We start from the raw sequence: 22,012 nt of genomic DNA, 5'->3' as shown, positions 1-22,012 counted from the left end.
TTCTGGCATTCCCTGTTTTTTTTAGAACTAAAAGTGCATAGCCCCTCCAATCCTGGCAAATGAGTTATGACTATAGGAATTTTCTCGATTCATCTGATGGCCTGATGAGTGGCTAGACTTCTAATTCGATTTGTTTATTGCAGATCTGATAAGCACCTGATTCCCAGGTTATATTTTTGTTATTAAGGGAATGCATCACTCATCCGATAAAAAATGATATTGGCTAAAAACCAAGAATTTTGATTAAAGGAGATTCGGAAGTATGGTGACTTTATTTTGCGACCACAAAATGAGACAAGTTTGAATAAATGACTCGCCTTTAAAATTTCATTAAAAAATAAAAATCTCTAGGAATACTTTCCTCAAATAAGCTAATTTCTTATTAGCTTTATGAAAATTACTTCAACCTTACATGAGTACCAAGCAAGACGTCCTTCATAATAGTCCTCAAATCCGTCAAAATCAGGAGCCTCAAAGGCAATCCTTTCAGGATTATCAGGAAATGCAGCAATCGGAAGAAGCGATACTGCAGGATTTTCGGGCTGAGTTGGCCGCACATAAAAGCGGGAAGCCCAATAATGCCGGAGCTGATGTGCCTTTGGCCGAGCGAGATGCTGCCTATTACCAGCGCTATCCACTGGAAGAGATTAAAGATTTTTATATGGGGAGTCCGGAAAGCAGGGCGCAGGTGTTGAAAGCGAAGGGGATTGAAATTCCGGAATTGCCGCATACGCCTATTACTCCTGTGGAAGAGCGTCGGGAGGATTTAGTAGCTGTGGCTCAAGAATTGGTACAGGAAAAGCAGACTCCGAATACTTATGAGGTGCAGGAGGGCGATCGGTTGGAAGTTATTGCGGCGAAATTTGGGGTTGCAGTTTCAGACCTAAAAGCGGCCAATGCAGAGGAATTGAAGCAATGGGGCAATATTGAAGGTTTTAATGCCGGGACAACCATTGAGATTCCAAGCAGCACTTCTACCCCTATTGAGCAGGAAGTTCCCAAGCAATCAGAAGTGTTGGCACAGCCACAAGAGCAGACCAAAGAAGAGGAGAAAGTGGAAGATCAGAAGGGCCTTAAAGGAGGTGTTGCTGAGGGTGCTTTGACTTATTTTGTTGAAGGAAATGATGATCCGGACAGTCTTTATTTTAGTAGGAGGGCGCATTGGCCCGGCGGTGGATCTGGAGTGACTATTGGACGGGGCTATGACCTAGGCCATAGGGGCACGAGTACCTTGGTAGAAAATGAATTTAAGCAAGCCGGAATCCCGATTAGCCCATGGAAATCTGCCATTGGATTGCAAGGTGATGAGGCTAAAAGCTGGTTGAAAGGAAATGTTTCAAATCTGCCCATTATAAACCATCAGCAGCAGGATACTTTATTTAATCTGGCCTTTGCAGAGAAGAAATATGATGCCGAGCGGATGGCGACTAAAAAGGATGTAACCGCGAAATATGGGGCTACAGATTGGGCAAAACTTGACCCAATGATCAAAGAGGTGCTTTATGATTTGACCTACAGAGGAGACTATCATGGAGATTCGCGCCAGTTTTTGCAGCCACATGTGGTGAAGAACGATCTGGAAGGATTTACTAAAGAATTGAAAAATCGTAATCGTTGGCCGAAGGTTTCGGATCAGCGTTTTGAGCATCGGGTTGCTTTTTTGGAAGGTCGTTTGGCAGGCCTGAAGGATGCTCCAAGTCAGACAGAAGTTAAAGCACCTGTCGCTGGAAGTCCCGCGGAAAAAACGGACACTGCCACCATCTCTGCCGGAGTGGGAAGCGGAAGTGCGGCCAATAACAAGGCGGATGTATTATTAATTCAGGCACGACTGCATGAATTAGGATTACTTTCCCCAACCGCTTACGCGGATGAAAAGGCCAAGGCTGAGGCCGTCGAGACCGTCGTGGATCAGAAAGATTTGAAAGCAACCATTGCCGCGATCTATAAATTTCAACAGCAAGTATTGCATTGGTCAAGTTCGGATGGAAATATCGGTGGCGCTTCCAGCAAGACCCTTGCTGAATTGAATGGCACCACTTGTACCGCGGAATATGTGAAGCAGCGGATCGAGCAGTATCCGCAGGTGAAGGCGGAGCGGGAAGCGAAAGCTGCGGCAGACAAAGCCAGAAGAGAAAAAGAAGCAGAGGAGGCTAAGAAGGCAGAAGAGCAGCGTAAGGCTGAAGCTGCTAGAGTAAAAGCCATTCAGGACGAACCAGCTACTGATGAGCATGCCAAAAAATATATTTCTGATAATAAGGACCCTCGTAATTTGGCAGTTGCTTTAAAAGAACATGTTAGCCTTAACCCGGACTTGGTATGTAAAGTGTTGTCGAATCTGGGTAGGACGGTTAGGGATAATTTTACGTATGCTTTGATGCATCGAGTTAGTGATGGACAATTGCGAAAGGCAGGGAAAGACTTATTGACGCAAATGCGGGAGAGTCTAGATGCTTGGTTGGTGAGTAAGCCTGGGGTGAGTTATGCGGCTGAGATAGGAAGAATTGATTCTTTTTTAGGGGTTGATGGTGTTAATGAAGTAAATGAAATTGAAAAGGAAATATTGACGATTTTTGAAAAAGAACGATTGACTCCCGAGGAAATTGCTGAGGTTAGGGCATTAATTCTTCAATTTGATAAAACGGATAGGCCAAAGTATTACCAAATACTCCAAAGAAAGGTGGGATATAAAAATCAAAGAGATAATGACCAAACTAATTATATTTCAGACCGGATGTGTAATCTAACAAGTTTGGCTATGGCATTGGAATATTTAGGCGTGTCAAACCCGGAAGAGTCATCTCAATTTGAAGATTATTTGGAAAAGGTTCGAATAGATAATGAATTGGGTAGTAGAACCATGGCCAGTAGTTGGTCAAAGATTGCCTCTGAATTTGATGTAAAGACTAAAGAAATCAATTTGGATACTAATGAAAAAGGGAAAATTATTTCCGCATTGAAACCTGAATTGGAGCTGGGCAATTCTATTATTATTTCAGCTTTTTCAATACAGTCTACAAAAGGACATATTGTTAGGTTGCAGGAGATTTCTGATAAGGGACTAATTGTAGATGATCCATTTGGGAAAATTCATGATTTTGCAGCTAGAGAGGCAGGTGGTAGTGGCTATTACAAAAAGGGTGAGTACTCAGGGGGAAATGAACGTACATCTACTTCGACAAAGGGAGAGGATAATTTGTGGACCTGGGACGATATAAAACAAACTAAGTTAAAATATGCGCGATCATTTTACACAGAAGGCGAAAAAACGAATAATGAATAACTTAATTCTTCACTTTATTTTGATTTTATCTCTTAACGCATTTGCTCAAGAGGTGGAAATTTTACCATGTGAATGTTGTGGTAATTCAGAATTGAAAAAGGTATCTGAATTCGAAAATATAGACATTAGCCTCTATTATTCTTTTGATGGAAGCTCGAGTAATTGGTGTACTAGTTATCTGAAGCCTGGTGGAATTGCACCTAAAAATCCAACCCAGGATGAAATTGTAAAAGCCTATGAACTAGACGACCCTGATATAATCGAAGAGCTCGAGGCTCAAAGAAGGGATTTTGTTAATTGGTCCTGTAAGTATAGTCCCTTACAACTTCAGGCTGATCATAATTCAGCTTGGGTCGAGGGGGTTGAGGGTTCCGGTGCCGGGGAAATAGTACTTACTTTTTTGGACATATTTAAACCGATTGAGATTTGGGCAGGTTATGGGAAATCCCCTGGCTTATTCTCTGCAAATAATAGACCTCATAACATTAATGTTTATGTTTTGCAGGTTGATTCATCTGAAGATACTGAGAACGGGAAATTATTTTCTGGCCTGACAAGGGTGGCTGTTCATCAAATAGCTTTAAAAGATTTTAATGGATTTCAGGATGTTGATTTAGATCTTCCCGAGAACTTAGATAGATCAAAAGACTATTTAATTGCGATTGAGCTAATTGACGTCTATGCTGGAAGAAAATACAATGATACTTGTATTTCAGTAATACGAAATAAGTAAGATGCTCTTTACATTGAAGCAAAAAAATAGCCTAAGAAACTCTAATGGTTATTTTTCATTTAATCGCGCGCTCTTTCGGTTTGGTAAGGTCAACTCCAGGTTAACAATGCCCTTTTGAGTGTTCAGATAAGAGAGTTTCTTCTTCAAAACAAGAGTTGTTAGATTTTGAAAGTTAGCAATGAGGAGATTACTATTTATTGTGTTTTTGGTTTTTAGTCAGATTTCTGTAGCTCAAGGATTGACGGGTGAATATCAAGAAGTAGCAAAATTAATTAAAGATGCCAGCGATTGGAAAATTGCCTACTTGGGTGATAGCATCTGGGATTATTATGATTATGATAATATAAAAGTCAATGCCAGTTTGATTCATGAAGCATCAATGAAGATGGGTTTCTTTTCTACAAGTTTTTTAGATAAACAAAAGCAAAGAGGGGAGGAGCTGAAATTTGGTATAAATATGAATTTTATGTTCATATTTAGCGAGGTTTTCCTGCCGTTCAAACGGCTAATTGAGGATAATCCAATTGATCGATCTTTCGTAAAGGTATCACCAGACGAATACCTTTATTTGTGTGACTTTAACAAGGTGGCTTCTCCAGGAAGTGTGCCAACTTATGGCCATGATGAAGAATGGCAATATCTATACGATGTCAACCCCGAAGGGAAAGAATGGCTGTTTTCGGTTAAGGTAGTGAAAGAGGATGGGAAGTGGAAGATAGATGATATGCGGGAAAGGTTTGATGTCTTACCTGAAATTGATGCGAAACGAAAAAAGCTACTTTCCGATTTAGGATCGCCGGAATTAATGGAAGGTAATCGGGTAGTGACCAGCAAGTGCATTGGGAAAGAGGCTTTAACCACTATTATGTACTGTGATGAAATCTATAGTAGTATAAAGGCTGTTTCCTCTGAAGGGGAGCCTTTCCTGGATTATCCGGCTTTTGAAGAAGAAGACCTTCAGGTGGCAGGTTATTGGCCACTTGGGAAATCCTTTATTCTATTGTTAGTGAAGAGCCCAATGGATTTAGGGAGTCAGGTGGTTTATGGAGTGCCCATAGATAATGATGGGAAAGTTTATCCTGCCAGAATCCTTTCCGGCGTAAATGGTGGAAGTGGATATTCCATGGAGGTAGAAACTGTACGTCCGATGGATATGACGGATATTTTGGAAGGCTGGAATTTGGAGTATCAAAAGAAAATGGATGGCTCTTCTGAGCAAAAAGTATATGGGTTTCAGCGTGGAGAGTGGAGTGATACAAGGGTGAAGTAATAGTTTGATAAAAAGGGCAGCAGGAAGGTCATGCTCTGTTTTAATAAAATCCAAAGGCCGGCGTTTTGCTGGCCTTTTGTGTGCCTGATTTTTCCCATAGGGTAGTCGTTTTTTCTGGTCTTTATGGATTCGCAAATTGAAAATTGGAATTCAAGTTCATCCATTGGTTGTCTGAAAAGTGAGATATTTATTCGTCTAACAATTCAATTAACTTGTTGGTAATTCTTTGTTTTTCATTACTTCCCGTCGTAGAGCATCTTAGCAGAGGTATTCCGTATTTTTCAAGTATTTTGTTTTTCATGCTGTCTCTTTCTGCTTGTCTTGTACCTTCTTGATGAAAAGAATGCCCATCAACCTCAATGGCTAGGATAGGGTGTTTGGTGAGTTTGTTTTAAATGACAAAGTCAAGGTGAGTTAATGGGTTGTTTGTGTAATTGAGCTCTTGTTCATCGAGTTTGGAGTTATCTTGGATTAAATTCCTAAGTGAATATTGGAAAACAGTTCCGTAATGAGCGAATCTACAATCTTTTGATAAAATACAGGTTATTGCAAGGTACATCAGGTTTTCACTGTCAAATTCAGAAATCTTTTTACTGTTTTTCAAAATTTTATTTCGCTTTTCTTTGTAGCCCTTGTACAGTAGGTCAAATATTGAATTTACTTCACTTTCAATTACTGAGAAATTATTATATTCTATATATCCAATTAGGTCAGAAATATTACTGTTTTTACTACTTGATTTTCCGTTTACGACCAAAATTAGTTGTTCCATGGCACGTGAAATGGCAACATTCAATCGGTTTTGATTGTCGGTGAAATCCGAAATTTCATTGTCAACAGTAGATAAAATTATAACTTTATTTTCCCTTCCCTGAAATTTATCTACAGTATCTGCTTTTATTCCAGCCTCATTAAATATCTTTTGAAGGGCATTTGTCTGGTTTCGATAAGGAGTCACAATACCCAAATCTGTGGTTTTAAGGTTCTCTTTCGGAATGATTTCATTTTCGATAATATCAATCTGCCTTTGGTTTATTCTCTCGCGGGCATGATTTCCCGGAGTTGTTTTGTAAACCATTAGAGGTTCTCTCTTGCTTTCGAAATTAGTATGAATAATTAATTGATTATTGTAAAACTTTTTATTACAAAATTCAATGATTTTGGGGTGGCACCTGTAATGTTCCCTAAGCAGAGTTTTGGGTATTTTGGGAAGGACTTTTACAATAGAGGATAATAGGCTATTAGTTGAATATTGATATTCCTTGTCTATATTTCTTTGTTCCCATATCGTATTTGTTTTCTCTTTTACAGTAGAGCCCACCACATTTGGTAGTTGTTTTAAGTCTCCAACAATAACCGCTTTTTTGGCACAACTTAGTGCAAGAGCACCAGTAGCTAAATCAACTTGTGAGGCCTCATCAATAATAAGATAGTCGTATGAAAATTCCTCATCCAAGCTGTTTTTTAAGGAGTATGTCGTGCTCAATATGACAGGATAATCTTGAATAAACTGTGATGATTTTGTTTTTAGGTCCATCAGTTCATACTTTTCTCTTTCACGTGTAGCCCATTTTTCCTGTAAATAAGCTTTTAAAAGGCCCATTGATAACTGGGTATACTCCCTCATTTTCTCGTCAAATGAGAACTGTCCTAAAGATTTTTCAATGGAAAACTTTTTGGCTTCCATTTCTTTAATCAGCTTAGGGTAATATTGGGCTTGGCAGGATTGGATTATTTGGTCAGGCGAATATTTGAAAAAAGCGTTGTCTTTTATTCCATATTTGAACCAAAAAGGTATCCTGATAAAGAATAGTTTGTATAGGGTCTTCTTCCTTCTTTTTTTAGCATGTTTTTCGGTGGTTAACCATAGGTCAAGTAATTTTTCTGAGGTGATATTTTTTTTGAAATACCCAGAAAGGTCCACTTCGCCTTTATTGCTATTTTGGAAGTGAATATATTCACTTTTAGTGCTTTCAAGTTCCTGATTAAGAAGGGCTAACTCGTTCTTTTTCGAAAGGTGTTTTTCTAATTGATCGAAAAGTTTGGAGACTTGAGATTTATTTTTTGTTTTCTGTCTGGAAGATAATTTATATTGTGATAAATCGGGGGCATCTTTTTGATTTTCAATGAAGTCCTTTTTGTTTTTTGAGTTTCCCAATAATGCTGCTATGAATTCAATCCCATTTTTTTGTAGTTTTTCATAAACATTAGATGTTGCAGAATTATTACTTGAAACAATTGCTACGCTTTTTCCATTCAATATCGCGTAGGTAATAATGTTTAATATGGTCTGCGTCTTACCGGTTCCAGGAGGACCTTCAATAACACTTAACTTATTTGCCACAGCCAGATTTACAGCTTCTTTTTGACTTAAATTAAAACCAAATGGGAAAGAATCAACAGGGTTTGACCTGTTATCATCAAACTTTGGAATTGATTTATTCAAATAATTGGAGAGGGCAGAGTCTGCTGGTATGTATTTTATCGAGTTGTAGCTTCTTTCCAAAATGTTGGTTCCACTGGTGGTTTTTATTCCGACAGTTTCTGCAATCGTTTTAAGGTATTGGAATATATTATTAGAATATTCCCGACTAATCGCAGTGTTTTTGACTATAACCCGTCCCTTCTTATAGTGGTACTTTTTCGTTGAATTTTTGAATGCTATTTCATATTTGTCATTTATTTTATGAAATGATTCAATGCTATCAGTCCGGTCTTTGCCATCAATGAATATTAAGTTTCGTTTTATGGCCATTTTCAATTTTTGTTTGCTTCCGATTTTTCTTTTGAGTTTGAATTAGTGTTTCATCGGATAGAGAAAATATACTGTAAAAGTGTTTATGGTGTTATGCAAATTAATCACTAATGGGTTAAGAGTGATTAAGAAACCATTAGAAAGGAGGTCTGGCCTTTTAAATGCAGATATAGTTGTTGAGCAGAATTATGCTTATTTAAAAGGCTGAGCTCGATGTAAGCTAGAGCCGCCGCGTCCAAAGACTTCAAAGTCATTTGCATCGAGCTTATTGAATATAAGTTTGTCGTTGGCTCAAAAAGATTTATAAGAAATTACCTTGCTTTTCCGAGGCATTTTTTCTTTTGCCTTTTTGTAGTATGATGTTGATATGGTTAATGGAGTTAGCGATTTAAATATGCTCTCATGTTACAGGGTAATGAATGAAAACTGATAGCTAAATTAAGGGGTTGGGGTAAAAATAAAAATGTAATAACATCAATCTTAATGATTGTCGTTGCTTTAGTGACCCCAAATGTTAGCATAAGCTGGGGGTTGAGAAGCTTGGAGGTTTGATGTGGTTTTTATTCGTTAGAGGTAAGAGCTGCAGAATAGATCCAGGTAGATTGATTTTTTTGGATATTGGCCTTACTTTGGGAGGGAATCTATTTTTTTAGCAAGCGACGGATCCTAATGTCAGAAAATCTCACCACTTCCGAACCCAAAACCGAGTCATTTGAAATCCCCATTGAGGCCCCTTCAGAAACTTTCAGAGAGCACCTGAATCAGAATAGTCGTATTTTATTTTCCGGGCCTTTTGGGATTGGGAAAACCTATTTTTTAAATAAATTCTTTGAGGATCATAAAGAAGATTATGCCGCTTTTCATCTATCTCCGGTAAACTATGTATGCCAGGAAAATGAGGATGTTTTTCAATTGATTAAATGTGATATTTTATATCTCTTATTAACAAGGTTTAAGGATCAAATCACCTTTGAAAAAGAGGACGTGAGTAAATGGTTGTCCGCTTCGGCTTTTGTTCAAAAGCGTTTCACCGACCTTTTATTGCCCTTTGTGGGAATGATTCCAAAGTTGGGAAAGCCGGTAAAAGAGGCTGTGAAGGAGCTGATGTCTTTAAAAGCTGAATATGACCAAATTCATGAAGAAATGAAGACTGATGCGGAAAAGGAAGCTTTTGAATTTCTGCAGGAATTTGGACAGAAGATAGGGGGCATATATGAAGATGATTTTATTATTCAAATTATTCGCGGGCTAATCGCTCAACTTCAGAAAAAAGAACTGAAAACCATTCTCATTTTGGATGATCTTGATCGTATGGATCCGGATCACCTTTTTAGAATATTAAATGTTTTGGCTGCTCATACGGACACGCAAAGTAAGGAAAATAAATTTGGATTTGATAAGGTGGTTGTTGTTTGTGATCTGGTAAATGTGCAGAAAATCTATGCACATCGATATGGAGAAGGGGTGGATTTTGATGGCTATATGAATAAGTTTTTTGAGACAAGGCCATATAATTACCATATAGGGGAAGCCTTTAGGTTTGCAATTGGTTCGCTGTTTACAAGATCAAACCTGATGGGTAAAATTCATGAGGATGATTTAATCGCTGGGAAGTACTATCTTTCACTTTTTTTTATCCAAGGGCACCTTACACCTAGGCAGTTGCTGAAATGTAAAATTGTTGATTATAAGTTTATTGACAAGAGAATTTCTTTAACAAAAGAATTTTCTCACAGGCTTGGAGATTTTGAAATTTTTGGGGTAATAGATTTTTTGATTTTCGTATGCGGGTCTTTTGATCAACTCTTTCAGAAAATCAAAGATGGTTTTTTTCGAATTGTTCCATCAGAGGCTATTAGACCTCAATATTTGATAAGTTCGGTCATTCAGCCGTTTTACTATTTAAAAGGAGAGGAGGTAGAACACAATACCTTGGAAATAATCGGGCATAAGGTGAAATTTGAAATTATGCCGATAGCTGGTCGTAGTCATTGGGTTAAAACACTATCGGTTAAGGAGATAGTGGTTGAAGGGCAGGTGCTGTCTAAGGACCTATCACAGCTTGACTCCTTTAATTACTATCCACTCTTCCTTCACCTCCTTACCGTTTGCAAAGAGAAAGGAATCTTTAAGTAAAAAATCCTTCCTAATTCTACTCCATTTTGGACATTCCTAACTTTTGTCAATTTTTTTAAAATTGGAATGAATTATATTTAGCTTAAATTTTTACTGTTTGGTGATTTCGATCTTATGGATAAGAAAAAGCTAACGGAGGCTGATATCCGAACCAAATTTATTACCCCTGCTATTGAAAACGGTTTCTTGGCCCCATTCAAAGTAGTGCCTAAAGGCATTACCATTGATGGGGGATTGAGGGCAACAAAAGGACTTGTAGACAAATATAGTCATGAAATGGAATGATTATTTGAGAAATTGCGGGTTGCTCATGGAAATACGAGTCAAATCTCTTCCCCAAAATGCACTATAAGCCCACCTAATAGCCTTGGATAGTTTTTTAGTAGATATTTAGCTTTGATGAGATTGATCAAATATAAACATTTGGATATTTGACAGTGATATTAGTATTTTTATTTGGCATGAAATGTAGTGCATTAGAACAGGTATGTATAGTAATTACTTAGTAACTACGTTTAACATGGTTGTTTTGTTAGACACGACACACTCTGTAACTTTTATTCAGTAATCTGTATTTAGCAAAAATTTACGGCGTTAAGAAAATATATAATTATAATGGATCAAACCAAGATACATGTTTTTAAAGCAGGCAGTGGAGATTGTCTACTAGTTCAAGTTGAACCAAATACAGAACACGAAATAAATATTTTAATTGATTGTGGATATTCTTATCGAGCCACAATTAAGGATGAGCTACTGAAAACCATTAAGAATAGCTACTCAAAACAACTTCATCGATTCATTATCACACATTATGATGCAGATCATATTCAGGGTGGATTATCATTGATAAAAGAAAATGGAGAAGCCAACAATCCAAAGCTATTTCCTATCAATCAAGTTTGGTTAAACACATTCCGGCATTTACAATTTTCAAAGCGATCTAATGGGAGTAAAAACTCGGCCGAAAACTTAGTTAAAGAACTTGACAAGAAAGATAAGCTAGTAAATGAAATTGATTTTGTAGGTGAAAAGAGTGCAAGGCAGGCGAGCTTGTTAGGTAAAGAATTGCTAGCACTTGGTTATAATTGGAATACAGACTTCTCTAATAGAGCAGTAAGTGCAGAAGAGTTACCTACCGTACAAATATCAAGCGATATATCAATACAATTGCTTACGCCCTCAAATAAGCGCCTTGAAGACCTTGAAAAGGAATTCATAGATTTCTTAAAGACGAAGGATATAATACCAACTGATGAAGATATTCTTGATGATGCTTTTGAGTTATATTGTAAAACCGTAGGGAAAAGCACAGCCGACTTAGTCGGACAAAAGGCAGCTTCAAAGAAGGTAATATCGAAAGAATCCATTGAATATTTTTCAAAGGGCAACACATACTCTCCTGATAGTGCTTTACCCAATGGTAGTTCGATTTCATTTGTGCTAAAAACAAAGAATGAACAATTATTATTTCTTGGTGATGCATTCTCAGAAGATATAGTGAAAAGTCTTAAGCAGATATATAAACAGGAAAAAGGAGAGCAGCTTTATTTTGATGCTATTAAAGTATCGCACCATGGCAGCTATAATAATTGTAGTCCAGAGCTGCTTGATACAATTGATAGTGAGAGATTCATATTCTCAACGAATTCGAAAAGTCATGGACATCCAGATGTAGAAACCATCGCAAGTATAATTAATAGAAAGTTGCCGACAGTAATATCTAAACGAAGTCTGATATTTAACTATAAAAATATTCATCATCTCAAAGAGTTTAAAGACACCAAGCTTCAAAAATTCTTTCATTATGAAATTTGTGAAGCCAATTCTGTTACACTATGAGCAGTTATAAAGATGCAATCTGTCACATAGAAACTGTGTTTGATGATTTTTCTAAAAACAATGGAACTGGTTTTTTTATAGGAGATGGCTTAATATTGACATGTTATCATAACATGCTAAATCAAAAAGAAGAGCCATCTATTTCAAATATTAAAGTTAAATCATACGGTTCGCAATCACCTATTGAATTTGAAATTGGTGATTCTTGCCCTGAATGTGATATAGCTTTACTTAGGAACAAAACGAACAATGATGAAGAGAACCCATCTTTAAGCTTAGTTTCATCAGATATAAAGGAGCAAGAAAAATGGAAATTATTTGGATTTCCAAAAGGTAATACTTCTACAGGCGAAACACTCAATGGAGTTATTCAACAGGTTACGAAAATAAAAACAGATACGATTTGTGATATTGATTTGAACTCATCGACTGAAATTAAAACAGAACATGCTGGACTTTCAGGCTCCCCTGTTATAAGTAGTAGTGGTGAGGTTATTGCTATTTTTCGTCATCAAGATGAAAGAGTTTTACAAGCAGTAAGTGTTAAAAAATGTGCTTCGTTTCTTAGAAAGAATCAAATAGAGGTAAACGCTACGTCATTTAATTCTTTTGAAGAGTATCGAAATGGTTTATTCAACCACTTTGATGGGAATATAAAATCGGACTGTGACTATGAAGCTGATACAATTGTAAGGGAGGTTGATCCTAATACGATTGTAAGTGAGAGAAAAGCTAACCTCTTTTTCCCAGAAAAGAAAGGTAAGTCAGTCAAAGAAATTATATCTCACATCAAGTCCCATAAAGATTGTTGTGAAAATACATTTTGGCAAGGATGGCTTGAATTACTTACTTATGTTCAAATATTGAGGGGTGATTTTAGTGATATTAACAGCATACAATTGACATTAAATGGAATTGAATTAGGTAACTTGTTTTCAGGAGTATCGGAGAAGAGTAAGAAAGTGGATATGAAATTTATTATCTCATTCTTCTTTGTAGAAACAGATTGCTTTTTTAAGGTAGCACAAAAAAGTTTGAGAAATGCGAGCAAGCTAAATGCAAACACCATCTCTGTATTTAATTCCCAAGACAGAAATTTTGATCTAAAACGGTTTACACAAGCAGATAAGGATAAAATTATCACACAAGTAGCAGATCCAACAAATGCGGGTGTTCGAATACCTGATAGAATTCATATTGGTGTACTTCCATTACGAGACCTTTCCACAGAAGTGGCAAGTAGCTCTTCTTTAGAAGATGCAATATTAAACCTATCAAAGTTGATACAAAATGCGATTAAATAGAGCAAAGTACATTATAGATGAACTAAGATCAAATGATCCGGAGAATTGTCCTCAAAAATTAAGATGCTGGATTAAGAAAGAAGAGAAGTATGATATATACATATTTTCGATTCTAATTAAAAATGCATCAGAGTTAAAAAAAATAAAAGATGACCTAAGAGATTTTATTGCTATATATTTTCAATCACAACTCTCACTGGATGTTGAACGCTGGAATATATACCAAATATATTTTTGCGAACAGCCTATCCCATTGCATGAAAAAGTAAATTTAGAGGAAGATAAATTTGCAACACGTAAAATTATGATTGACCAAAATGTCGCACATAATATTAGCGATGAAGAAATGTGTACTTTAATCTATGATGCGATATTTAAGTTCAAGTTTGAATCGACAATTAAGGAGCTCCCTCTTCTATCGGATTGCATATCGGAATCCGAGTTGAAAATAGTTGAATTAGCTGTGTCTGCAAACCTAGAAAATGAAGAACACCTTTCAAACCTTGTAACAAGAATTTGTGATGAATAAAATAAAACGCATTAACATTTCAGATTTTCGTATTTACGAGGATACCCAAGAGTTTAACTTTGAAAATAACGGATCGATAGCAAACCTTGTTGTTCTTTATGCTCCTAATGGTTATGGCAAAACATCTTTTTATGATGCTATAGAATGGTGTTTTAGTGATAAGATTAATAGAATAGGTAACCCCAAAAAGAATGAAGAAGTCAAAGAGTTAGACTACAATGAAGAAATTAAGGATAAAATCATTCTTACCAATAGACAAAGTTATAAACGAGGTAAATTAGGGGAGGTACAAATCATCACTGAAAATGGGCAAGTGCAGAAGACTGTTGCTCCATACACAAGAAAAGGCACTCAAACAAAGTATGACTACCGAGACGGAAAATACACAGGTGATATTGATAGATTCAAACTAATACAACTCCCTGCATTAAATATTCTTTCGCAAGACCAAATTGACTCATTCCTGCGACACACAAATGCAGAAGAAAAATTCGACCAGCTTGATGAATTTGCAAATCAGGTAAAGGATGATCTAGAAAGGTTCAAACAAGTAGATAATGTTTACAAGACACTATCAAAGGAGATAATCAAATTAGGAAGTGACTTAGATACTATAGTAACAAACATAAAACTGATTAAGGTTGACGACTCCACCCTGACTTCTATGAACGATATTATTGGCAAAATAGTAAAGAAAGAAGGAGTTGATTTAAAACTAACATCCCTTAGTAAAGATATTTCCTCTAAAGAATTGGAAGAGTTCAAAGAGAATCTTATTCGGATAACAAATTTGTTTACTAAGCAGTCAGAACAACACCAAAAGAAAATAGAGATTGCAAATGAATTGCTTAAAACATTTGGTGACTTTCAAAAAGATACTAAAGATCTTGGTAAGTGTATAAACACAATTGATTCTTTGAATAACAAAAAGAAGTTATACGCTGATAAAACCGCAATTAAAGAATTGACTGAAAAACAGAGAAAGACAGTAAATGACTTAAGCAGGTTACTCAAGAAATATCAGTTGCTATTTAACTATGCACCTAAAGTCAAAAAGATTTTAGGTGTTATCAATAAGGAGGATGAGTTAATTAAGCGTAAACGAAGCTATCAGCAAAAAGCAAATACAGTAATTGCCAAATTGGACAAGCGTGTCCAAGAACTAGAACAGGATATTGATACACAAACTAGCACTGTAGTCAAATATCAAGATTATATTAGAAGACGTGAGGAGCAAGAAGTAGAACAAAAAAAATATGATCATCATATAGATTTAAATAAAAAGACATTATTAAAAGTAGATGAAGAAATTACCCCTCTAGAGGTAAAGCGTAATGAAGTTATAAAAGAGAGAGACTTGTTTACTCAAATTATTAATAACAAGAAATGGGGTGACTTCAATAAATACGCGAATAAAGATTATAGTCTTAAGTATGAGTTATATGTCCAGTCACTGCTCGACAAAAAGGAGATTGATGAGCAACTAGTTTCTAAAGACAAAGAATTAAAGGCATCAGGTTCACTACAAGAAAACTTAAATCGTATAAAAAAATGGGGTGCTGATTTTTCCGTTCAAACAAACACTAAACCTACTAATGAATCAACTTGTCCATTATGTAATACCCCATTCAGTACGCTTCAATTACTACTAGATGCAATCGAAAAAGATCGTATCGATGCTTTAAACATTCCGAAAATTGAAGATGAGATTAGAAAACTAAGTGAAGCGAAGGGTAAATTGTTGGAACAGATCACCAATATTGAAGTGTCATTTACTGATACCATTCACCAACAAGTTAAAAAAGTGAATGAGCAACTTGAAAGTATAAATAAAAAGCTCGAAGATTTGGCAAAGCTTCGTAGTGGTTATGCTTTGGAGATAAAAACAGCAGAAAGTAAAATCGAGAAACTTGTACAAAAAGAATCAAACGCTATTTCTAGACTAACCATTCCTAAAAATATAAAAGCAGAGGAATATTCACAGTATATTCAAAATCAAGTTAAGAGATCTGAGCAGAGCAAATCTCACATAAAACACAATATCAACAGTTACAGATCTTTGGTGAGGTCAATAAAAAGTGTTGTTTCTAATTATGAAATTGAGATTAGTAAAAGTCATGCTGAAATTTTTACGTTACAAAACAACAACAATTTTCTTGAGTTTACCAAACACCTAAAAGAATGTAACATTGATACTGAAGAAGCTGTATCATCTGATTTTAAGTCCAAGTATATTGATGTAAAAGAAAAAGAAAAGGAAGAACAAAAGGATTTACTATCCGAGAATGAAGGAAAAATCAATATTCTCTCAGAGAACATCACTAACCATAAGTGTGAGGTTCCTGAAGAGTTGATTTCTGGAAAATTAGTTGAAGAAGAAATCAAACGCAAAAGCTTAAGTGAATCTATTAATTCATTTACATCAAAAATAAAACTAATTAGCTCATCTGAGATTCAATCCTTGGAACAACTTAATAAATTGATTACAGCAGAAAGGAACAAAAGTGATACGCTAAAAGAAGTTCATGATAATATTGTATTGCTCACATCAAAAGCAGAGATAGTAGATAAGCAGATAAACAAGAAATTACTTGAGAAACAGCAACAAGATCTTGAGAAAAAAATAGGCAAATACAAAGGTGCCTTTGATAAAATCGAAGGTGCGCGTAATAGTTGTATTGCTCATATCCAAAGGGGTATTGAAACAACCTTTAACAAGAAGGTTATTAATGAAATATATAATCGAATAGAACCTCATCCAAGTCTAAGTGAAATAGATTTTAGAGCTGAAATTGGAGACAAAGGTCCAAGGCTTGCTATTACAGCTAAAGGAGGAGGGGATGAGATAAATCCAAACTTATTCCTAAGTGCTGGACAGGTCAATATATTATCTCTAAGTATCTTTTTAGCGAAGGCATATGAATATGGTAGCGAAGTTATTAGTACTATTTTTTTGGATGATCCTATTCAAAATCTTAGTGACATAAATATACTTTCCTTTATTGACGTTCTGCGAACATTGACGCAACATGATAATAAACAAATTGTAATTTCTACTCATGATGAAAAGTTCTTTAGATTATTGCAGAATAAAATGCCTGAAGAGTATTGTAATACAAAGTTTATTGAGTTCGATGCTCCGGGTGTAGTCAAACGTTATAGTAACAACTGAGTGTTAAATGATAATACCGGCTCATAAAGCATATTTTTATTCCAAAAAAGGCATGTAAAAGTTCTGTTTATGGTCATGTCGTTAAACTTCAAAGAAGTCAATTGTACGATCGACCAGAGTTGGTGGTAAGGTGAGAAGATAGAGATATTCTTCCCCTACCATCTCTCAGAACTGCAAGAAAACCTTTCAACTTATATCGCTCTTATCATACAGAGTCATATAGAAAAAAATTCCATGGAACATTGATAACCTATGGCTTAAGGGGAAAAAGGCTTTCGATTGTAATTTGATCAATCCTAAAAGAGAATCAATTCTGTATACCAATTTCATAGGGTAAGTCATTTCCTTAAATGGGTAAGTTTTTTTTTAATATTAATAAAATGACCATACTTGAAAATATTTTAGACCTGCGCCAAGAAGATTGGGACTACTACGCGTCGGTTGATGGGAAGTATTTAGAGAACCCATTTTCCTCCTACATTCCTCATCGGGAATTCATTGAACGATTTTTTGAAAGAGCAGGTAAGGAAGGCGTTTTGAGGTCAATTAACCCTCAACTGAGCCCACAAAATGGAGATATTGAACATACCAATTCCATTTTCTTTTTAGGGATTTTATTGGCGAAAACGTGGAGAAACGATTCAAGTTCTTTCTTTATTGGAGAAAGCCCTTTGGGGTATCAAATTTTTCCTTTTCTTTGGTTTTTGATCTGTTTAACGCATGATTTAACCACGGATGTAGAAAATGAGGATCAATTACTTGAGTCTATTAGAGACATTGAGACCCTTAAACAGCATCTTAAATGTAGGCGTATCTTGCCTTTGAAGGACATAAATTCAGTACCTGATGTGTTATTAAATGCAATCCCCCATTATTTAAATTGGAAATTAAATAACCCTCCTAAAGGTCTAGAAAAGCATGTAGATCACGGCATATATGCTGGGTTCAAAATGTATGATAAATTAGTGAAGAATAGAGAATATAGACAAAGACGCATTCGGGAGAAAAAGGAAAAGAAGAGCCTGTTTTGGCAAAAAGAGCTGAATGAACAATATGCTAAAGCTTCACAAGTCGTCGCAACGCACAACATTTGGTTTAATAATCCGGACTACAATAAGGAAAATGGTTTAGATGATTTGAATAAGCAAGAAAATGTCCGATTTGATGATTATCCATTGTATGTACTTTTTTGTATAGTTGATACCATTGATCCTGTTAAAAATGTGTGGAGAAATTATCAAGGTGCTAAAATGCCACACTCAGAAAAAATTCTAAAGGGAATAGCGATTAATGTTGGGGAGCGCAGTCTGACAATGCAAAATAAGGACTTAACAGAGGCAGATTTTAATCGAATCCGTTTGGCAACAGCATCTTTACCTTCATGGCTCGCTGTAAGTGTTCATTTAGATAATGCCTCAATTAAAATAAATATATTAACCAAATGATTTCATTTGATGGATTTTTTCAATTTAGATGCTCTTAAAAATTATCACTTAGGAGTCAGGAACCAATACAGGTCAGACAGCAAGGAGACGGCTTGTTATTTTGACACAAGATCCAAGCTTGAATATTTTATTTCCCTATTGAACGAGCAAAGAGGGGAAGAGTTTGATTTGAACTATTCTGAAAAGCCGAACAAACAGGCTGGTCAAGGGAAAGGCTTTGTTTTGAAGGAATATATTTTAAAGGGATTTTTACCGAGTGATTTAATAGTTAAATGGCAAGACGTCATATTTATAAAACTATGCTTTCATTCATTTGAAGCAGGGAACTTCACCTTATCCTTAGATGTTGATTGCAATTTTAAACACGAATTAAGTAAAAAAATCAACAGAGGTGATTTACAAGATTTCGGTCACTACTCAATATCGGTAGATAATGAATTTCCTCGCACTTGGGAAGACTTGGTCTCTCTTTTCGCACCTGAAGTTGAAAAAAAAGTGATTCAACTTAGGGATTACATAAGCGATTTGAATAATCAACCGAAAGAAAAAGAAAGCGTATTGAGGTCATACCCCCTCAATCAAATCCTCTATGGCCCTCCAGGTACTGGAAAGACCTATCATACCATCAACAAGGCTCTGAAGATTATCGATGGTAATATTCCCGAAGAGCAAGAAGAGCGCACCGAGGTAACCAAACGCTTTAAGGCATTAAAGGAAGCAGGCCAGATCGTTTTCACTACTTTCCACCAGAGTATGACTTATGAAGATTTTGTGGAAGGGATCAAGCCTGTTTCTGATGATGGTGAAGTCAACTATGATGTCCAACAAGGAATCTTCAGGCAAATTTGTGCCAATGCTTCTGCTGTTGGTTCGAAAAGTATTGGGAAGATAAATTTTAATCAGGTAGACTATTATAAAATGTCTGTTGGAGGCAGGCATCGAAAATCTTTACATGATTGGAATGTTCAAAATGAAACGTTGAGCTTAGGCTACGGAGGAAAGGAGTCTTTAGAGAAATATATCGGGATAAAAGAACAAAAGGAATTTCGAGAGAGATTTACCAAGGACCATCCTGAATTGGTCGAAGAAACGAATTTCCACGCTACCGCCGCTTATCGTTTCTTAAAAATGAAAGATGGTGATATTGTGGTGGTTTCTTTGGGCAATCATGTCATAGACGCAATAGGTGTTGTTAGGGGAGATTATTATTTTGATGATGATCATGAATTTCCTCATCCGCACTTCAGGAAGGTGGAATGGCTAGCCACAGATATGAATGCCAGTCCTTCCAGGTTTATAAAAAAGAATCTTTCTCAACAGACAATTTATGAGTTTTATTCTGCTGATGTTAAAATTGATGCATTTGAGGAAAATTTCAACAATAGGCCAAATCCAGTCCAAAAGCCATATGTTTTAATCATCGATGAAATCAATCGAGGGAATGTTTCTGCCATTTTAGGTGAACTAATTACGCTTTTGGAACCGGATAAAAGGCTGGGAGCATCAGAAGAGCTGAAAGCAACGCTTCCCTACAGTAAGAAAGAGTTGGGTATTCCTTCCAACCTTTACATTATTGGCACCATGAACACCGCTGATCGAAGTGTTGAAGCCCTGGACAGTGCCCTGCGTCGCCGTTTTCATTTTGAAGAGATGCCTCCAAAATATGATTTACCGGCCTTGAACAAAGTTATTACAGGCTACAGTTTAGGTTCATTGCTCCAAACCATCAACGAACGAATAGCAGTGTTGCTGGACCGTGATCATTTGATTGGACACGCCTATTTGATCAATTGTACTTCTGAAAAGGATCTTGAGAATACATTCCAGCGCAACATCATCCCATTGTTGCAAGAGTATTTCTATAGTGACTATGAAAAGATTGCTTTGGTATTGGGGGAAGGGTTTTGCAAGGAGAAGGAGCATCAGGTTGTTTTTGCTGGTCAAAAGAACTACTCCCACGCAGGAAATAAACAGTATGAGTTATTGAGCCCTACCGGTGACGTATTCAAAGAAGCCATAAAACGATTGATGAATGGCTAGAATCACCATTTTTGAACATGGGCAATTAGAGGTTGGCCATACCTATGCTGGCGTGCAGTTTACCCAAGGACATTACGATGCCTTGGGTAAATTCCACCGCCAACAAGCTGAAAAAAATGGAAAGACGGATTATTTTAGTCTGCTTTTTGGTGCAGTGAAGTTTGCTCAATATGTGGGTGTGTTACAGGTCGGGGAGCTTACCATAGAGGTGTTGCCCAAGGCAGACCAGGATACCGGGGAAGGATCTGAAGCAAACTACTGGCGTAATCAATTGCTACAAATGCTACGTGCCGTCGGTACTTTACCCGTGCAGGCCCCATCCTTTTCCAGTCTGCACGTGCAGCAATACGATATCCTGGAGCTATATTTTGAGTTATTTGTGAAAGAGGTAGATGCATTGATGCGCTTAGGCTTGATAAAGCAGTACCGGCAACAATCATGCAATACCAAAGCACTCAAAGGAGCGCTGTTATTCGGGCAGCATCTGCAACAAAACCTGGTACATCAGGAGCGTTTTTATACTCACCATACCGTTTATGACCAGCAACATCTAATGCATGAAATCCTTTTTGAGGCTTTGATATTGTTACAGCGCCTGTGCAAAGGCCATGCATTGCAGGGACGCATTGCACGGCTATTGCTTGATTTCCCGCCACAGCAACGTATCAAAATCAATGAAGGTACTTTTTCAAAATTAAGTTTTGGCCGGAAACAGGCTCCCTATCAGCAAGCGATTCACATTGCAAAACTGCTATTGTTAAACTATCATCCGGATGTTGTTTCTGGGCAGGAAGATGTGTTGGCTCTTTTATTCGATATGAATGCTCTTTGGGAACGCTTTGTCTTTGTCAACCTTCAACAAAACCCGGATTGGGAGGTCCGCGAACAAGTTACGAAGCTTTTTTGGAAAGGGGGTAATAACTCCTCTGACATGAAGGCCGATATTGTCTGTCGGCACAGACACTCACAGCGGGTTGTGGTTTTAGATACCAAGTGGAAAAATATTAATGGTAATGCTCCAAGTCCGGAAGATTTGCGCCAAATGTATGTTTACGCAGATTATTATGGTGCCAGCCGGGTGGCATTGGTTTACCCAGGAAAAGAGGATAACCGTGTTTATGGGAAATTCCAGAAACTTTGTGACGGGCAGGAGGAAAAGGTTTGTGAGGTAGTTCAGATAGCTCCAAAGGTTGCCCTAAATCAATGGGGAAAGACTATAGCAAAGCTTTTATTTTTCGAGACTGCTCCATATGGTATTTAAACTTAAGAGGTGCCGAGTAAAATAGGATTAGAATCGGGAGAGTGGGCAAATATTTGCTTAACCTTGCTTGAGGCGATTTGAAGTTAAGAGGAGTGTTTTTGAAGGTTTCGAACAGGTGAGTGAGGATTGTATTTTTGCGAATATTATTTACATTCATTTGTTTAAATTCATGCTAACAATTTATTGAAATTGTATATATTTTTATTCGTTTTTAGTTGTGTGTTGTTTCGCTTTTTTTAACTTTA

At 36.6% G+C, this 22,012-nt stretch carries 14 protein-coding genes; 12 read left to right on the top strand and 2 right to left on the bottom strand.

The annotated features are described in order from the left end of the window. The first annotated feature begins 412 nt into the window (after positions 1 to 412). From AAA970_RS08700 to AAA970_RS08690, 3 genes are all read left to right on the top strand, one after another. Positions 413 to 3,280, top strand: a complete 2,868-nt coding sequence (locus AAA970_RS08700; RefSeq protein WP_338236790.1) for a C39 family peptidase — start codon at positions 413 to 415, stop codon at positions 3,278 to 3,280. Beyond that, on the top strand, positions 3,273 to 4,013 hold the full coding sequence (locus tag AAA970_RS08695) for an NADase-type glycan-binding domain-containing protein (RefSeq protein ID WP_338236789.1): 741 nt from the start codon (positions 3,273 to 3,275) through the stop codon (positions 4,011 to 4,013). The genes AAA970_RS08700 and AAA970_RS08695 overlap by 8 nt, the downstream gene beginning before the upstream one ends. A 178-nt stretch (positions 4,014 to 4,191) precedes the next feature. Continuing rightward, the gene (locus tag AAA970_RS08690; protein ID WP_338236788.1) at positions 4,192 to 5,283 is read left to right on the top strand and encodes a hypothetical protein; all 1,092 of its coding nucleotides are present in this window, start codon (positions 4,192 to 4,194) and stop codon (positions 5,281 to 5,283) included. Between the two features lie 187 nt (positions 5,284 to 5,470). Here the strand turns inward: AAA970_RS08690 and AAA970_RS27805 are convergent, their stop codons facing one another. Then, positions 5,471 to 5,653, bottom strand: coding sequence for a DUF2726 domain-containing protein (locus AAA970_RS27805; RefSeq protein ID WP_420916724.1), 183 nt, complete (start codon positions 5,651 to 5,653; stop codon positions 5,471 to 5,473). Positions 5,654 to 5,674: 21 nt separating this feature from the next. Further along, a complete protein-coding gene (locus AAA970_RS08685; protein ID WP_338236787.1) occupies positions 5,675 to 8,038 on the bottom strand; it encodes a DEAD/DEAH box helicase in 2,364 nt (787 codons plus the stop codon). Positions 8,039 to 8,707: 669 nt separating this feature from the next. Here AAA970_RS08685 and AAA970_RS08680 point away from each other — a divergent pair. The 9 genes from AAA970_RS08680 to AAA970_RS08640 all read left to right on the top strand — a co-directional run bounded on the left by AAA970_RS08680 (position 8,708) and on the right by AAA970_RS08640 (position 21,767). After that, positions 8,708 to 10,174 carry a P-loop NTPase fold protein gene (locus AAA970_RS08680; RefSeq protein WP_338236786.1) on the top strand — a complete coding sequence of 489 codons (1,467 nt, stop codon included), beginning with the start codon at positions 8,708 to 8,710 and terminating at the stop codon, positions 10,172 to 10,174. A gap of 114 nt (positions 10,175 to 10,288) precedes the next feature. Beyond that, on the top strand, positions 10,289 to 10,459 hold the full coding sequence (locus tag AAA970_RS08675) for a hypothetical protein (protein WP_338236785.1): 171 nt from the start codon (positions 10,289 to 10,291) through the stop codon (positions 10,457 to 10,459). 330 nt (positions 10,460 to 10,789) lie between these two features. Continuing rightward, positions 10,790 to 12,016, top strand: coding sequence for a ComEC/Rec2 family competence protein (locus AAA970_RS08670; RefSeq protein ID WP_338236784.1), 1,227 nt, complete (start codon positions 10,790 to 10,792; stop codon positions 12,014 to 12,016). Next, positions 12,013 to 13,320, top strand: a complete 1,308-nt coding sequence (locus AAA970_RS08665; RefSeq protein WP_338236783.1) for a S1 family peptidase — start codon at positions 12,013 to 12,015, stop codon at positions 13,318 to 13,320. The genes AAA970_RS08670 and AAA970_RS08665 overlap by 4 nt, the downstream gene beginning before the upstream one ends. Further along, positions 13,307 to 13,849 (top strand): ABC-three component system middle component 1, encoded by a 543-nt coding sequence (locus AAA970_RS08660; protein WP_338236782.1) that lies wholly within the window; start codon positions 13,307 to 13,309, stop codon positions 13,847 to 13,849. The genes AAA970_RS08665 and AAA970_RS08660 overlap by 14 nt, the downstream gene beginning before the upstream one ends. Then, entirely contained in the window at positions 13,842 to 17,021 is a 3,180-nt protein-coding gene (locus AAA970_RS08655; RefSeq protein WP_338236781.1) for an AAA family ATPase, read from the top strand. The genes AAA970_RS08660 and AAA970_RS08655 overlap by 8 nt, the downstream gene beginning before the upstream one ends. A gap of 380 nt (positions 17,022 to 17,401) precedes the next feature. Continuing rightward, positions 17,402 to 18,466, top strand: coding sequence for a hypothetical protein (locus AAA970_RS08650; protein WP_338236780.1), 1,065 nt, complete (start codon positions 17,402 to 17,404; stop codon positions 18,464 to 18,466). Positions 18,467 to 18,688: 222 nt separating this feature from the next. Continuing rightward, positions 18,689 to 20,506 (top strand): AAA family ATPase, encoded by a 1,818-nt coding sequence (locus AAA970_RS08645; protein ID WP_338236779.1) that lies wholly within the window; start codon positions 18,689 to 18,691, stop codon positions 20,504 to 20,506. Continuing rightward, positions 20,499 to 21,767 carry an McrC family protein gene (locus AAA970_RS08640; protein ID WP_338236778.1) on the top strand — a complete coding sequence of 423 codons (1,269 nt, stop codon included), beginning with the start codon at positions 20,499 to 20,501 and terminating at the stop codon, positions 21,765 to 21,767. Before AAA970_RS08645 ends, AAA970_RS08640 begins: the two co-directional genes overlap by 8 nt. Positions 21,768 to 22,012: the final 245 nt, after the last annotated feature.

The sequence above is a fragment of the Persicobacter diffluens genome, assembly GCF_036244895.1.
Lineage (GTDB): Bacteria > Bacteroidota > Bacteroidia > Cytophagales > Cyclobacteriaceae > Persicobacter > Persicobacter diffluens.
The sequence above is the reverse complement of the archived record's forward strand: the minus strand, read 5'-3'. Positions and strand labels throughout refer to the sequence as shown.